This window comes from Longimicrobium sp., assembly GCA_036389135.1.
In the GTDB taxonomy this organism is placed as follows: domain Bacteria; phylum Gemmatimonadota; class Gemmatimonadetes; order Longimicrobiales; family Longimicrobiaceae; genus Longimicrobium.
In genome coordinates this window covers 47,219-60,459 of record DASVQP010000124.1, presented here as the reverse complement: position 1 = coordinate 60,459, position 13,241 = coordinate 47,219, and the positions used below count along the sequence as shown (strand labels likewise).

Genomic DNA, 13,241 nt, shown 5'->3' with positions numbered 1-13,241 from the left:
CTGGAGACGATGAACGAGATTCTGTTGGCGGACGACGACGATGCGCTGCGGTCGATGGTGACGGACGTGCTCACCTCGGCCGGCTTCACCGTGCGCGCCGTGGAGAACGGCACCCGGGCGCTCGCCGAGCTCCGGCAGCGCGCGCCCGACCTGGCCGTCCTGGACTACCGCATGGGAACGCCGGACGGCTTCGAGGTGTGCCGCCAGATCAAGACCGATCCGGGGCTCTCCTGGCTCCCGGTGCTCATCCTGACCGCGGAGCGCAAGATCGAGGACCGGCTGGGCGGCTTCGACGCGGGCGCGGACGACTACCTGGCGAAGCCCTTCGATCCGCGCGAGCTGGTGGCGCGCGCCACGGCCCTCCTGCGCCAGGCCGCCCGCGGCCGCGACCGCAACCCCACCACCGGGCTCCCCGGCGGCGAGGCGCTCTACATCGAAGTCGAGCGGCGGCGAGCGTCGGGTTCCCCTTTCGCGATCTGCTACTTCGACCTCGACCACTTCAAGCCCTTCGCGGACCGCTTCGGCTTCGCGGTGGCCGACGCGGCGATCCGCGAGGTGGGCGCCGCCGTGGCCGCCGCCGGCGATGCACCGGGCGTCTTCGTGGGGCACGTGGGCGGCGACGACTTCGTCCTCCTCTCCCCCCCCGACGAGGCCCGCGTCCGCGCCAAGGATGCCCAGCGCCGCTTCGCCGAGGCCCTGATCCCCCATCTGCCGGAGGAGGCGGTGGAGGCCGGCTCGTATTGGGGGCGCGACCGCTACGGCGTGGAGCGCTACTTCCCGGTCACCCGCCTCTCCGCCGCCGTCCTGCGCGTGGACCCGGCCAAGTGGATCTCGCTGGAGCACCTCGGCGAGCGCGTCGCGGAGCTCAAGCAGGACGCCAAGCAGGAGGGCGGCACCGGGATCGCGGAGGCGGATCTGGTTCCCTGAACAGCGGGCCTCACACAGAGACACAGAGGGTACGGAAAGAACAACGGAGAGAGCTTCTCTGCGGCTTGTGGTTCCCTCTGCGCCCTCTGTTTGATGCTTTTGAATGTAACCAGCGGATGATGCAAAGGAACAGAGGGCACGGAGATCCGGTCTCCGTGCCCTCTACGATTTCTACGCCGCCATGTTCACGCCATCAGCCGCGGAGCCGGGGCCTGTGGAGCGGCGAGGGTGGCGTTCGGATCGGGACGCGGGGCAGCGTGCCTCAGCTCGGGGAAGTCGTAGACGATCACTCCCTCCGGCGTCACGTCGCCCATCACGCGGAAGCCGTCCTCCATCGACTGGAGCACCTTTTCGGCGCGGGGGAGCGTCCAACCCAGGTCCTGCGCCACCATCGTCACCGTCAGGCGCCCGTTGCGCTGGGCGGCGAGGCGCAGCACGGGAAGCTGCAGGCTCTGCAGGAGCGCCTCGCGGCGCTGCTCGCGCGCCTCGTTCGCGGAGCGGCGGAGGAGGTACCCCCCCGCGCCCGCCATAATCGCAATCCCCAGCGGCACCACCTCGGTCATTGCCAGCCCCATGATCAGGAAGAACGCGGCCATCGCCCAGAGCACCCATGCGAAGCCGCGCTTCGCCCCGCCGTCGGAGAGCGCCGCGATCTCGGGAGCCGCCGCCTGGCCGGGGGAGCCCGGGGGCGCCGCGGGGGCCAGGTAGCCGCCGCGTCCCCACTTGAGCCCGCACTGGGGGCAGATCCGCTCCCCGCCGCGCAGCAGCAGGTAGATGAGCGCCCCGATCCCGCTGGTGACGACGGCGAGCCCTACGAGCACCAGGATGTGGGTGCCGGTGGCGAAGTACGACACGCTGGTGCCGTGAAAGCCGCAGCGCGGGCAGACGCGCACCGTGTCCAGCCCGTGCGACGTGTTCCGCGCCGCCACCGCCATTCCCGGGGCGCGCCCCACCATCGCCCCGCACTGCAAGCAGGAGGTGCGCCCTTCGGGGACGCTCGCTCCGCACATTTGACAGGTCATCCTGCGCTCCGGTAAGCCGCTTGCATCCTTGCCCGGGCCCGCGCCCGGAAGGGAACCGGCTTTGATACGACGCAGCGGGCTGAAAGATTCATCCGCCGCCCATCCGCTCCACAGACTCGGCCGAGGTGTCCGTGCCCGACTTTCGCAGCATTCTCCGCGCCGCGCTGGCGCTTACAGTCGTCGCCGCCCCGGTGCAGGCGCAGACCCCTAATGTAGTGCTCATTTCCATCGACGGCCTGCGCCCCGACGCCATCGCCGCATCGGGCGCGCGCAACCTGCAGCGGATGATGCGCGAGGGGGCGTACACGCTGCGCGCGCGAACCATCATGCCCAGCCGCACCCTTCCCTCGCACACCTCCATGCTCACCGGCGTCCCGCCCGAGGTGCACGGGATCAACTGGAACTTCGAGCAGGTGGAGAACGTGGGCACGGTGCAGGTCCCCACCGTCTTCGACCTGGCACAGGCCGCGGGAAAGTCGACGGCGGGGTTCTTTGGGAAGTCCAAGTTCCGCCACCTCCTCCGCCGCGACGCGCCACGCTTCCGTATGGCGCCGTACGGCAACGACCTGTGGTCCGCGCCGCGAATCACGCAGGAGGTGCAGGACTACCTCCGCCATCGCCGCCCGAACTTCGTCTTCGTGCACCTCACCGACCCTGACATCGCGGGGCACTCGGTCGGGTGGATGAGCGCCCCCTACCGCTTCGCCGTCCGCCGCGCCGATGCCGCCGTCGCCCGCATCGCCGCCGCCGCGAACCGCGCGTACAAGGGAAACGTAGTCATCATCGTCACCGCGGACCATGGGGGCCACGACCGCGACCACGGCACCGATCAGGACTTTGATGTGCTCATCCCCTGGATCGCCTGGGGTCGCAACGTCCGCCCCGGCGAGATTACCTCCCCCGTCAGCACCATGGACAGCGCCGCCACCGCCCTCTGGCTCCTCGGCGTCCCCCGCCCCGCCAACTGGACCGGCAATCCGGTGGAGTCTGCGTTCGGGACCCCGGTTCCATAACCCGCATCCGCAAATCCAAATCGGGAGCGGCAACGCTCCTTTTCAGCCCTTGTGTTTAGTTGGATCAAAGTGTACAGTGTGGACAGCTTCGAAGCAGACCCGAGTACCACCCTGAGGGAGAGACGAAATGCTGGCGCGGGGGATTGAGGCAGGGCGGGAGCATCAAGGGTGACGGAACTCGAGTTCCTGATTCTTCGTCGCCCTATGTCGCTTCAGGGGAACCGGGCGAATTTGCGAACCTGGAAGGAGTTCGTGGCCCGGCGGGCCAATACGGCCTGGGGAGTTCGCCCCCCGATCCAGACGGGAGAGTTGCATCTTACGCTCGTGTACCTGTCTGGCGTGCAGCCGGCAGACGTAGACAATATCATCAAGCCGATCCAGGATGCACTCGTCGGTCTCGTGTTGTCGGACGACAGCTTGATCGTCGCCGTAGAAAGCCACAGGCGCTTACTCACAGGCAGCTTTGACCCAATGCGCCTTCCTCCACTTCTTCTCACGGGGTTGCTTACGGGAAGAGAATGTGTCTACGTAAGGCTGCGTGACGCGCAGCCCCTGGAGGAACTGCTATGAGGACCCAAACACGAGACGTCCACGACAGGAAGGTCTCCGAGATCGCCGCCAGGTACGCGGAGCAGGGTTATAGCGTGCGTGTGGAGCCGAGCACCGGCGAACTGCCTTTTGATCTCGGCAGCTACCGCCCGGATCTGCTCGCGGAAAAGGGCGACGAGCACTTCCTGATCGAAGTCAAGACCGGCAACAACCACATCTCGGTGGAACGGGTCCGCGAGCTGGCGGAAGAGGTAGGACAGCACCCGAACTGGCGCTTCCTTCTGGTGACCGCTGAAGACCTGGAGATCGGGGACACTCCCGCGGCTGCCGAACGGCTTCTCTCCTGGCAGGAACTGAAAGAACACGCGAGGACAGCGGGTCAGTTGCTTGAGCTTGGGCTGAGTGCCGCAGCCCTCCTATCGAGCTGGGCAGTCTTTGAGGGGCTCCTCCGGCACCAGGCGGAAAGAGCCCTTCTGCCGATCGAGCGTTTCGCGACGTCAGCGCTGCTGAAACACCTGTATTCGTACGGTGAAATCTCCATGGCTCAGTTCGACGAGGCTATGCAGGCACTTGAGATCCGGAACCGAGTTGCTCATGGTTTCGCGGCTGATGACGTCGAGGACGCCGCAGCTCGTCTTATGGCCCTGAGTCACCAATTGCTAAACGAATGGGGTCCGCGGAGCGCTGCAGCCTGACGAACAGATTCGACCACCACTTGCTCAAAGCAACACAAGGAGAAGGGCCGCGCCCCCACCCCGGGAGCGCGGCCCTTTTCACATCACCAACCAACGTTCAGACCGCCGCCAGCTCCTGCACGTTGTCGAGGTAGTACTCGAGGCCGAGGTGGGTGATCTGCTCCTCGCCCATCAGCCAGCGGAGGGTGTTCTTGAGCTTCATCTGCTGGATGAAGAGGTCGTGCTCCGGGTACAGGCCCTCGGCGGTCATTGGGCTCTTGAGGTAGAACGAGAGCCACTCCTGGATGCCGTGCAGCGAGCTGCGCGAGGCCAGGTCCAGGAAGAGCGCCAGGTCCAGAACGATGGGGGCGGCCAGGATGCTGTCGCGGCAGAGGAAGTCCACCTTGATCTGCATCGGGTAGTCCAGCCAGCCGCGGATGTCGATGTTGTCCCACCCTTCCTTGGCGTCGCCGCGGGGAGGGTAGTAGTTGATCCGCACCTTGTGGTAGAAGTTGCGGTACAGCTCCGGGTACAGCTCCGGCTGAAGGATGTGCTCCAGCACCGAAAGCTTGCTCTCTTCCTTGGTCTTGAACGACTCCGGGTCGTCCAGCACCTCGCCGTCGCGGTTCCCCAGGATGTTGGTGGAGAACCAGCCGTCCAGCCCCAGCATGCGGGCCTTGAGCATGGGCGCGAGCACCGTCTTGATGAGCGTCTGGCCCGTCTTGAAGTCCTTGCCGGCCACGGGCACGCCGTTCTGCTGCGCCAGCTCCACCATCGCCGGGAAGTCGACCGACAGGTTGGGCGCGCCGTTGGCGTAGGGGACGCCCTCCATCAGCGCCGCGTAGGCGTACAGCATGGAGGGCGCGACCTGGTCGTGGTCCTCGTCGATGGCGCGCTCGAACGCCTCCAGCGACTGGTGGATCTCACCCGGCTGGATGTACACCTCGGTGGAGCCGCACCACACCATTACCAGGCGGTCGCACCCCTTCTCTTCCTTGAAGCGGCGGATGTCCTCGCGCAGGGCCTCGGCCCAGGCGCGCTTGCTCTTGCCGGGCTTGACGTTGATCCCCTCCAGCTTCTTGACGTAGCGCTGGTCGAACGCCGCGGGCATCGGCTTGATCGTCTGGAGGAAGTCCTTGATCGGCTCGATGTGCTCCCACTTGTTGAGCACGCCCGCATTGAGCGCGCTCTCGTAGGCGTCCTGCGGGAACGGGTCCCAGGCGCCAAAGACGATGTCGTCCAGCCCGGCGAGGGGGACAAAGTCCTTGATCAGCGGGTGGCGGCCCTCGGTGCGCTTCCCCAGGCGGATGGTGCCCATCTGGGTGACCGAGCCGATGGGGCGGCTCAGACCGCGGCGGGCCAGCTCCACGCCGGCGATCAGGGTGGTGGAGACCGCCCCGAGGCCGGGGAGGAGAATCCCGAGGCGCCCCTCGGCGGGGCGCGGCGTGTACTGTTCGGTGCGCACGATATCGCTACCTGTTGGCGGGTGTGGAAGTCCGGTGCGGCCGCGTGGAAGCGGGGGCCGCCGGAGTTTGCAGGTGACGGTACACCCAGTAGATGCGGTACATCGCCGTGGCGTTGGTGAGGATGGCCATCGCCCAGATCACGCAGGTCAGCACGAGCCCCTGCCGCCACGACCCGAAGATCATGGTGGAGCCGCCCAGCAGGATGATCCGCTCGGCGCGCTGCATCAGCCCCACCTTGAGGTCGATCCCCAGCCCCTCGGCGCGGGCGCGCGTGTACGACACCATCAGCGAGCCGGCCAGCGCCAGCACCACCACGTATACCATCCAGGGCTCGCCGATGTTGCGGCCGGGGCCCAGGTACAGCGACATCACGCCGATGAGGACGACCACTTCGGCGGCGCGGTCCAGCGTGGAGTCGTAGAACGAGCCGAACTTGGTGGCGAGGCCTGCGCCGCGCGCGATGGCGCCGTCCACGATGTCCAGCAGCCCGCCCAGCAGCACCAGCGCCCCGCCCAGCCGTATGCCCCCCATGAAGTACGAGAGACCGGCCGAGCAGGTGACCAGGAAGCCGATGGTGGTCACCACGTTCGGGTTCACCCCCATGCGTCCGAGCGCGCCCATCGGCCGCTCGATGAGCGGCGCGATGAGGGGGCGGAGCGCGCTGGGCTGGAACTTCATCAGGCCGCGAGGCTCAGGACGGGAGGATGATGCGGCTCTGCTCCCCGGCCTCGACGCCCTTGGCGATCTCTTCCTGGATGCGGACCATCAGGCGGTCGAAGTTGGCCTGCGCGGAGGCGTAGCTCTGGTACACGGGCGAGACCTGCACCGTGCCGGCGAGCCGCTCGAACTCCTCCTGCTCCTCCACGGGCGGCTCGGTCCCCTCCTCCATCGCGCGGGCGAAGCCCATCTGCAGCTCGTTGAGCCGGTTGAGGCTCGCCACCAGCTCGCGATCATCCGACATCTGCGTGTTGGCGCGCTTGAACGCCTTGTACTGGTCGCTCTGCGCCACCAGGCGGCCGACTTCGCGCGCCTTCTCCCAGATCATTTCCATCCGTGCTGCTCCGTTGAAGTTTCCAGCTCGGCCAGGACGATGCGGTCGCGCCCGGCGAGATCCTTTTCCACGCGCGGGACGCCGAAGCCCCCCGCCGCGCGCACCAGCTCCGCCACTGCGGCGCCCTGATCGACGCCGATCTCCAGCGCCAGAAGCCCACCGGGGCGGAGCACACCCGGAGCGCCGGCCACCAATCGGCGGATCACCTCCAGCCCGTCCTCGCCGGCGAAGAGCGCGGAGGCCGGCTCCCAGTCGCGCACCTCGGTGTCGAGCGAAGCGCGCTCGGCGTTGGCGACATAGGGGGGGTTGGAGACGAGGGCGTCGAAGCGCTCGCCGGCCAGGGGGGCCAGCCCGTCGCCCAGGCGGAACTCCACGGGCGCATCGGGGGCGGCGAGGGCGTGGTTGGCGCGGGCCGCTTCCAGGGCGCCGGGCTCCACGTCGGTCGCCACCACGCGCTCGAACGGGCCCTCGGTGGCGAGTGCCAGGGCGATGGCGCCGGAGCCCGTCCCCACGTCGGCGGCGGCGAGGCCGGGGCGACCGGCCGCCCACTCCAATACGCGCTGGACGAGCTGCTCGGTTTCAGGCCGCGGAATCAGCACGCGCGGATCGACGCGGAGGCGGAGCTCGCGGAAGTGGGCTTCGCCTTCAATGTACTGCAACGGCTCGCGCTTCGCACGCCTCAGCAGCCGCGCCTTGAACTCCGCCAGCTCCTCCGGGCGCAGCGGCCGGTCGAACTGGAGGTAGAGGTCGAGCCGCTTCACCCCGAGCACGCCGGAGAGGAGCAGCTCGCCGTTCAGGCGCGCGTTGTGGAACCCCTTCTCCCCGAGAAACTCCGCGGTCCACCGCAGAAGCTCCATCACCGTCCAAACCCTGGGAGCGTTCACGCGGCGCGTTCGGACTGCGAGGCGAGCTTGAGGTTGTCCACCAGCTCGCCCACGTCGCCGTCCAGCAGCTGCTGCAGGGCGTGCGTGGTGTAGCCGATGCGGTGGTCCGTGACGCGGCTCTGGGGGAAGTTGTAGGTGCGGATCTTGGCGGAGCGGTCGCCGGTGCCCACCTGCGTCTTGCGGTCGCGGGCGCGCTCGGACTCCTGCTCGGCCACGCGCATGTCCAGCAGGCGCGAGCGGAGGACGCCCATCGCCTTGTCCTTGTTCTTGTGCTGGCTCTTCTCGTCCTGGCAGGTCACCACCAGCCCCGTGGGGAGGTGCGTGATGCGGACGGCCGAGTCGGTCGTGTTCACCGACTGGCCGCCGGGCCCGGAGGAGCGATAGACGTCGATCTTGAGCTCGCCCGGATTGATCTGCACGTCCACCTCTTCCGCCTCGGGAAGGACGGCGACGGTGGCGGCGGAAGTGTGGATGCGCCCCTGGTTCTCGGTGGCGGGGACGCGCTGCACGCGGTGCACCCCGCTCTCGTAGCGCAGGTCGCCGTACGCGTGCGGCCCGCGCACCACGAAGATCGCCTCCTTGTAGCCGCCCGACCCGCCTTCCGACGCCGAGAGCACCTCGATCTTCCACCCGCGGCGGTCGGCGAAGCGCTGGTACATGCGAAAGAGCTCGCCGGCGAAGAGGGCCGCCTCGTCGCCGCCGGTGCCCGCGCGCACTTCCACCACGGCGTCGCGGTCGTCCAGCGGGTCGCGCGGCATCAGGAGCCGCTTGAGCTCTTCGGAGAGACGCGCGGTCTGCTCCTCCAGCTCGGCGACTTCGGCGCGGGCCATGGCGGCCATCTCCGCGTCGTCGCCCTCTTCGGCCAGTGCGCGGGCGCCTTCCAGCTCCTCTTCGGCGGCGCGCAGGCGGGCGGCGGTCTCCACCGTCTGCGTGAGCTGCGCGTGCTCGCGCGAGAGGTCGCGCAGGCGCTTGGGGTCCGCGTGGATCGCGGGGTCCGCCAGCTGGTCGGAGAGGTCCTGGTAGCGGCGCTCGACTTCGCGGATGCGGTCGTCCATGGGGCGGTCTTCGAAGGTGCGGGTGCTGGGTTCGGGAACCGGCACTCGCGCGGCTTCGGGGCGGTGCTGTTACGGTCCGGATACTCGGAGAGCCGGGGCTGCTGTCCCCGGCTCTCCCTGTTCTGCGTGGGCGCTGCTTACTTCGCCGCCTCGCCGCCCGCGTAGCGCTGCCGGAAGCGCTCGATGCGCCCGGCGGTGTCCATCAGCTTCTGCTTGCCCGTAAAGTACGGGTGGCACTGCGAGCACACTTCCACCGAGATCTCGTCCGTGGTGGAGCGGGTCTGGAAGGTGTTGCCGCACGCGCAGCGCACCTGAGTCGTCTTGTAATTCGGATGGATGTCCGCCTTCATGATGCACCCGCTCCCTGTTCGGGGTACGCCGATCGCCGCTTCCTCCGGACGATCGAAAGCCTTGATAATAGCGGGATTGTGGGCAAAAGGCAACGGGCGCGGAGGGCCCTCACCCCCGCTCGTCGCCTCGCTGCCCCCTCGGTGCGTCGTGGCAATGATCGCGGCGCGCAGAGGGCCCCCTCCCCCCGGCCCCCTCCCCCGCCTGCGGGGGCGCAGGGCGGGTGAGGGGGAGAACTCCGTCTGCGCCGCACAGGTCCGGTAGGGGCGCGATTCATCGCGCCCGTGGCCGGCGCGGCTCCGCCCCTCGTCGCCGCACACCGTCACCTCGTAGGGGCAGCCCCGCGTGGCCACCGCGCCGCCGCCCGCCTTAGGCGCAGGCCCTACCATTCCCCACTCCCCATTCCCCATTCCCCATTCCCCATTCCCCCGCCCTTCAATCCAGCCCGTAATCCTGGATCTTGTACGACAGCGCGCGCACCGACAGCTCCAGGATCTCCGCGGCGCGGGTGCGGTTGCCGCCGCAGCGCTCCAGGGCGCGGGCGATCAGGGTGCGCTCCAGGGCCGGGAGGCGGCGCTTGACGGAGAGGTCGCTCTCGTCGTCGCGGACTTCGAAGAGTTCCTTGCCGCTGCGCACGTGCGAGGGGAGGTGCTCCTCGGTGATGCGGCCGCCGGAGAGGACGAGGGCGCGCTCCAGGACGTTCTCCAGCTCGCGCACGTTGCCGGGCCAGGGGTAGGCGGCCAGGATGGGGAGGACGCTCGCGGGGAGCTCCGGCGAGTCGATGTGCAGGCGGCGGGCGTGCATGCGCAGGAAGTGCGCGGCCAGGAGCGGGATGTCTTCCGGGCGCGTGCGCAGCGGCGGCACGTGGATCTGCACCACGTTGATCCGGTAGAAGAGGTCGTCGCGAAAACGCCCGCTCTTCACCTCCTCGATCAGGTCGCGCGCGGTAGCGGCCAGCACGCGCACGTCCACCGCGCGCTCGCCCGTGCCGCCCACGCGGCGGATGGTGCGCTCCTGCACCGCGCGCAGGAGCTTCACCTGGAGCGCCAGGGGGAGCTCGCCGATCTCGTCCAGGAAGAGGGTGCCGCCGTCGGCTTCCTCGAAGACGCCCTCGCGCGCGCGGTCGGCGCCGGTGAAAGCGCCCTTTTCGTGGCCGAAGAGCTCCGACTCCAGCAGGTTTTCGGGAATGGCGCCGCAGTTGACGGCCACGAAGGCGCGCGCGCTGCGCGGCGAGGAGCGGTGGATGGTGCGGGCGATGGCCTCCTTACCGCTCCCGCTCTCGCCGGTGATCAGGACGGTCGAGGGGAAGGGGGCCACGCGGCCGGCCAGCTCCAGCACCTCGCGCATCCCCGCGGAGCTGCCGACCACGCCCTCGGTGCCGGTGAGCTGGCCGACTTCCTTGCGCAGGCGCGCGACCTCGCGGCGCAGCTGCTCGCGCTCCTCGGCCTTGCGGAGGGTGAGGATCACCTCGTCCGCGTTGAAGGGCTTGGAGATGTAGTCGTACGCGCCGCGCCGCATCGCCTCGACGGCGGCGTCGATGCTGCCGTAGGCGCTCATCATGATGACGAGCCCGCCGCCGCCGGCCGCCTTGTAGCGCTCCAGGAACTCGACACCGCCCAGGCGCGGCATGCGCACGTCGCACAGGATGAGCTCGGGGTCCTCGGCGGCGGCGGCGCGCAGGCCGGCCTCGCCGTCCTCGGCCACCTGCACCTGGTAGCCCTCGTCGCGCAGGATCAGGAGAAGGGTGTGGCGCAGCCCCGCCTCGTCGTCGATTACCAGCACCCTGCGGTTGCTCACGTTTCGGCCTGGACGGTGGGGAAGCAGACGGAGAAGACGGCGCCGCCCCCCTCCGCGGAGGAGGCTTCGATGCGCCCCCCGAATTCTGCCACGGTGCTGGCGACGATGGCAAGCCCGAGCCCCGTTCCCTCGCCCGGCGCGCGGGTGGTGAAGAACGGGTCGAAGATGTGCTCGATGTTCTCGGCCAGGATTCCCACCCCCGTGTCCGAGATCACCGTCCGCACGATCGGCGTGCCGGGCTCGATGCGCGTGGCGTCGCGCACGGACGCGAAGCGCGGGCGGCGCAGGTGCGCGTAGGTGATCCCCGGCGGGTCGTCCGCGCGGCGCGAGGGGATCGGGCGGTCGATGCGGTACTCCTCCACGATGGTCCTCACCACCAGCTTCCCGCGCCTGTCCATCGCGTTGCAGGCGTTGTCCATCAGGTTGAGGAACAGCTGGTCGAGGAGGTGCGGCTCGGCCACGATCGTCGTGTCGCCGGGATCGAGCTTCATCTCCACCTCCACCTCGCCCAGCCGCTCCTGCGCGCGCAGGAGGCCGAGCACGCGGCGCAGCGACTCGTTGACCTCCACGGGCTCGCGGTGCGCGGGGGCGGGGCGGGAGTAGTCCAGCAGGGCGCGGACGATGCGGTCGATGCGCCGCGCCTCGCGCTCCAGCCCGTCCACCAGCTCGGCCTCCGCGCCGCGCTTGCGCAGGAGCGAGGTGTAGCCGAGCACGGCGCCCAGCGGGTTGCCGATCTCGTGCGCCACGCCGGCCGAGAGGCGGCCGATGGAGGCCAGCTTCTCCGCCTGCACCAGGTCGCGCTGCGTGGCAAGGAGGATGCGGTTGGTCTCGTCCAGCGAATGGACGTTGTGCGAGAGGCGTTCCTGGTTCTCCAGGAGCTGGTCGGTCATGCGGTTGATGGCGCCGGCGAGCGCCGCCATCTCCCGCGTGTCGCCCAGGGGAACGCGGCGCTCGTAGTCGCCCCCCGCGATGGCCTCCGCGGCTCCGACTGCCTGCGAGATGGGGCGCATCACGTGGCGCTGGATCAGGTGGCTTCCCAGGAAGACGAAGGCGAGCACGTCCACCGCCAGGAGGATCCACACCAGGAGGCTGGAGTTTGGCGCGGCCACGCGGACCACGGTGAGCGTCCAGACGGCCAGTAGGAGCGCGGCGCCGCACAGGAAGGCGAGGCTGAAGAGGATCTCGCCACGCAGAGAGCCCCGGCGCTTTTCGCCGGGGCTCTGCACGGTGCCCTCTCCCGGCTCGTCGCGGGCGCGCCGCCCGGCGGGGGTGCTCAGACGTCCACCGGCTCGGGCGGACGGGCGGTCTGCTTCTTTCGCGCGTCGCCCTCGAACGCTTCCTTTTCCACGAAGTGCCAGAGACGGTCCACCACCGTCCCGATCGGCTCGTCGATGCGGATCATCCCCTCGCCCATGACCTGCTCGAGCGACCTGCGCAACGCGTGCTTGCTCACCGGCTTCCTCATGGCTTCCCCTCCCAGCGTGAGTGCTTGCTCTTCTGACCGCGGGCCTGCGTTCTGATGGTAACACCCGCGGGGGGGGTGGGGGAAGGCGCGGGCCCCCTCCCCCGCTCGTCACCTCGCGGCCCCTCCCCCAATAACTACCTGGGGGAGGGGCGTACGCACAGATCCGCCCGTGTCGCGCGCATCCGGTAGGGGCAGACCTGCGTGTCCGCCCTCCCTTGCCTCGTACCTGCCGCCCGCGTGTATCGCAGGACTCTATTCCGCGTTCGCGGAGTTCAGGATCACTATCTTCTGCCAAACCTTTGCGGAGAGGCCGGTCGTCAGCGTCTCGACTTCGTCGACGGCGGCGAGGACGACGGGGTCGTCGAAGTTCTGGGCGTAGAGGGCGGCGAGCTTGCTGTTGAGGGCCAGCATCTCCGAGCAGTAGTCGAGGTAGCGGGAGAGCTCGTAGCGGCTGAGGGTGCGGCGCGGGGAGGAGGGCGTGTCGCTGCCCACGTTGACCAGGGTGCCCGGATCCTTGGTGAGCTGGTGCATGTCCACGATGTGCGCCACGGCGCGCAGGTCGCGGATGAAGCGCAGTGCCCGGTGGCGCTTGACCCGCGCTTCGGCGCTCGCCAGGAAGTAGACGGCGGCGCCCAGCAGGATCACGTCGTTGATGGCGCTCTCGGTCGTCTGGAGGAGCTCCACGATGGTGAACCCCCGGGCGGGCGTGTCGATGCGCAGCACCAGCGAGACGAGCGCGATCGCCAGGAGCGCGATCGCCGCCCATCCGCCAACCCGCAATGGCAGGTGGGGGCGCGCCACCCAGCGGAGCTGCTCCCCCGTCGCTTCGGCGATGCGCAGGAGGTCGGCCGAGAGACGCTCGAGGCCGCTGCCGGGGAAGCGCTCGTGGATGCGCGTGCGCAGGGCGCTCACGGTAGCGATGATCTGCTCGGGGCTGAGCTGGGGGCCGGGGTGGCGGCCGGTCGCGAGGCGGGGCATGGCGGACATGTG

At 69.2% G+C, this 13,241-nt stretch carries 15 protein-coding genes; 4 read left to right on the top strand and 11 right to left on the bottom strand.

The genetic code is table 11. From position 1 onward, the window contains the following. The first annotated feature begins 9 nt into the window (after positions 1-9). Positions 10-927, top strand: a complete 918-nt coding sequence (locus tag VF584_25105) for a response regulator (GenBank protein HEX8213479.1) — start codon at positions 10-12, stop codon at positions 925-927. Positions 928-1,112: 185 nt separating this feature from the next. Here VF584_25105 and VF584_25100 read toward each other — a convergent pair whose 3' ends face one another. Then, complete coding sequence (locus VF584_25100) at positions 1,113-1,949, bottom strand: hypothetical protein (protein HEX8213478.1); 837 nt, start codon at positions 1,947-1,949, stop codon at positions 1,113-1,115. A gap of 131 nt (positions 1,950-2,080) precedes the next feature. Here VF584_25100 and VF584_25095 point away from each other — a divergent pair, with 131 nt between their 5' ends. The 3 genes from VF584_25095 to VF584_25085 all read left to right on the top strand — a co-directional run bounded on the left by VF584_25095 (position 2,081) and on the right by VF584_25085 (position 4,206). Further along, positions 2,081-2,962 carry an alkaline phosphatase family protein gene (locus VF584_25095; GenBank protein HEX8213477.1) on the top strand — a complete coding sequence of 294 codons (882 nt, stop codon included), beginning with the start codon at positions 2,081-2,083 and terminating at the stop codon, positions 2,960-2,962. 168 nt (positions 2,963-3,130) lie between these two features. Beyond that, a complete protein-coding gene (locus tag VF584_25090; GenBank protein ID HEX8213476.1) occupies positions 3,131-3,532 on the top strand; it encodes a RusA family crossover junction endodeoxyribonuclease in 402 nt (133 codons plus the stop codon). Further along, a complete protein-coding gene (locus VF584_25085) occupies positions 3,529-4,206 on the top strand; it encodes a restriction endonuclease (protein HEX8213475.1) in 678 nt (225 codons plus the stop codon). The genes VF584_25090 and VF584_25085 overlap by 4 nt, the downstream gene beginning before the upstream one ends. Positions 4,207-4,303: 97 nt before the next feature. Here the strand turns inward: VF584_25085 and VF584_25080 are convergent, their stop codons facing one another. The 10 genes from VF584_25080 to VF584_25035 all read right to left on the bottom strand — a co-directional run bounded on the left by VF584_25080 (position 4,304) and on the right by VF584_25035 (position 13,238). After that, positions 4,304-5,650 (bottom strand): inositol-3-phosphate synthase, encoded by a 1,347-nt coding sequence (locus VF584_25080; GenBank protein ID HEX8213474.1) that lies wholly within the window; start codon positions 5,648-5,650, stop codon positions 4,304-4,306. Between the two features lie 7 nt (positions 5,651-5,657). Further along, positions 5,658-6,329, bottom strand: coding sequence for a CDP-alcohol phosphatidyltransferase family protein (locus tag VF584_25075; protein ID HEX8213473.1), 672 nt, complete (start codon positions 6,327-6,329; stop codon positions 5,658-5,660). Positions 6,330-6,342: 13 nt separating this feature from the next. Continuing rightward, positions 6,343-6,702 carry a YlbF family regulator gene (locus VF584_25070; protein ID HEX8213472.1) on the bottom strand — a complete coding sequence of 120 codons (360 nt, stop codon included), beginning with the start codon at positions 6,700-6,702 and terminating at the stop codon, positions 6,343-6,345. Further along, entirely contained in the window at positions 6,693-7,586 is an 894-nt protein-coding gene (gene prmC, locus VF584_25065; GenBank protein HEX8213471.1) for a peptide chain release factor N(5)-glutamine methyltransferase, read from the bottom strand. Before prmC ends, VF584_25070 begins: the two co-directional genes overlap by 10 nt. After that, positions 7,583-8,641 (bottom strand): peptide chain release factor 1, encoded by a 1,059-nt coding sequence (gene prfA, locus VF584_25060; GenBank protein HEX8213470.1) that lies wholly within the window; start codon positions 8,639-8,641, stop codon positions 7,583-7,585. Before prfA ends, prmC begins: the two co-directional genes overlap by 4 nt. 137 nt (positions 8,642-8,778) lie before the next feature. Next, a complete protein-coding gene (gene rpmE, locus VF584_25055; GenBank protein HEX8213469.1) occupies positions 8,779-8,991 on the bottom strand; it encodes a 50S ribosomal protein L31 in 213 nt (70 codons plus the stop codon). Between the two features lie 433 nt (positions 8,992-9,424). Continuing rightward, positions 9,425-10,786, bottom strand: coding sequence for a sigma-54 dependent transcriptional regulator (locus VF584_25050; GenBank protein ID HEX8213468.1), 1,362 nt, complete (start codon positions 10,784-10,786; stop codon positions 9,425-9,427). Next, positions 10,783-12,012, bottom strand: a complete 1,230-nt coding sequence (locus VF584_25045) for an ATP-binding protein (GenBank protein ID HEX8213467.1) — start codon at positions 12,010-12,012, stop codon at positions 10,783-10,785. Before VF584_25045 ends, VF584_25050 begins: the two co-directional genes overlap by 4 nt. 47 nt (positions 12,013-12,059) lie before the next feature. Continuing rightward, a complete protein-coding gene (locus tag VF584_25040; GenBank protein HEX8213466.1) occupies positions 12,060-12,251 on the bottom strand; it encodes a hypothetical protein in 192 nt (63 codons plus the stop codon). Between the two features lie 252 nt (positions 12,252-12,503). Further along, complete coding sequence (locus VF584_25035; protein ID HEX8213465.1) at positions 12,504-13,238, bottom strand: hypothetical protein; 735 nt, start codon at positions 13,236-13,238, stop codon at positions 12,504-12,506. Between the last annotated feature and the right edge of the window lie 3 nt (positions 13,239-13,241).

Bases quoted from the DNA above. Each gene is read 5' to 3' on its own strand.
- VF584_25105 (HEX8213479.1), top strand. From the start codon at position 10: ATGAACGAGATTCTGTTGGCGGACGACGACGATGCGCTGCGGTCGATG.
- VF584_25100 (HEX8213478.1), bottom strand. From the start codon at position 1,949: ATGACCTGTCAAATGTGCGGAGCGAGCGTCCCCGAAGGGCGCACCTCC.
- VF584_25085 (HEX8213475.1), top strand. From the start codon at position 3,529: ATGAGGACCCAAACACGAGACGTCCACGACAGGAAGGTCTCCGAGATC.
- VF584_25075 (HEX8213473.1), bottom strand. From the start codon at position 6,329: ATGAAGTTCCAGCCCAGCGCGCTCCGCCCCCTCATCGCGCCGCTCATC.
- VF584_25070 (HEX8213472.1), bottom strand. From the start codon at position 6,702: ATGGAAATGATCTGGGAGAAGGCGCGCGAAGTCGGCCGCCTGGTGGCG.
- prfA (HEX8213470.1), bottom strand. From the start codon at position 8,641: ATGGACGACCGCATCCGCGAAGTCGAGCGCCGCTACCAGGACCTCTCC.
- rpmE (HEX8213469.1), bottom strand. From the start codon at position 8,991: ATGAAGGCGGACATCCATCCGAATTACAAGACGACTCAGGTGCGCTGC.
- VF584_25040 (HEX8213466.1), bottom strand. From the start codon at position 12,251: ATGAGGAAGCCGGTGAGCAAGCACGCGTTGCGCAGGTCGCTCGAGCAG.
- VF584_25035 (HEX8213465.1), bottom strand. From the start codon at position 13,238: ATGTCCGCCATGCCCCGCCTCGCGACCGGCCGCCACCCCGGCCCCCAG.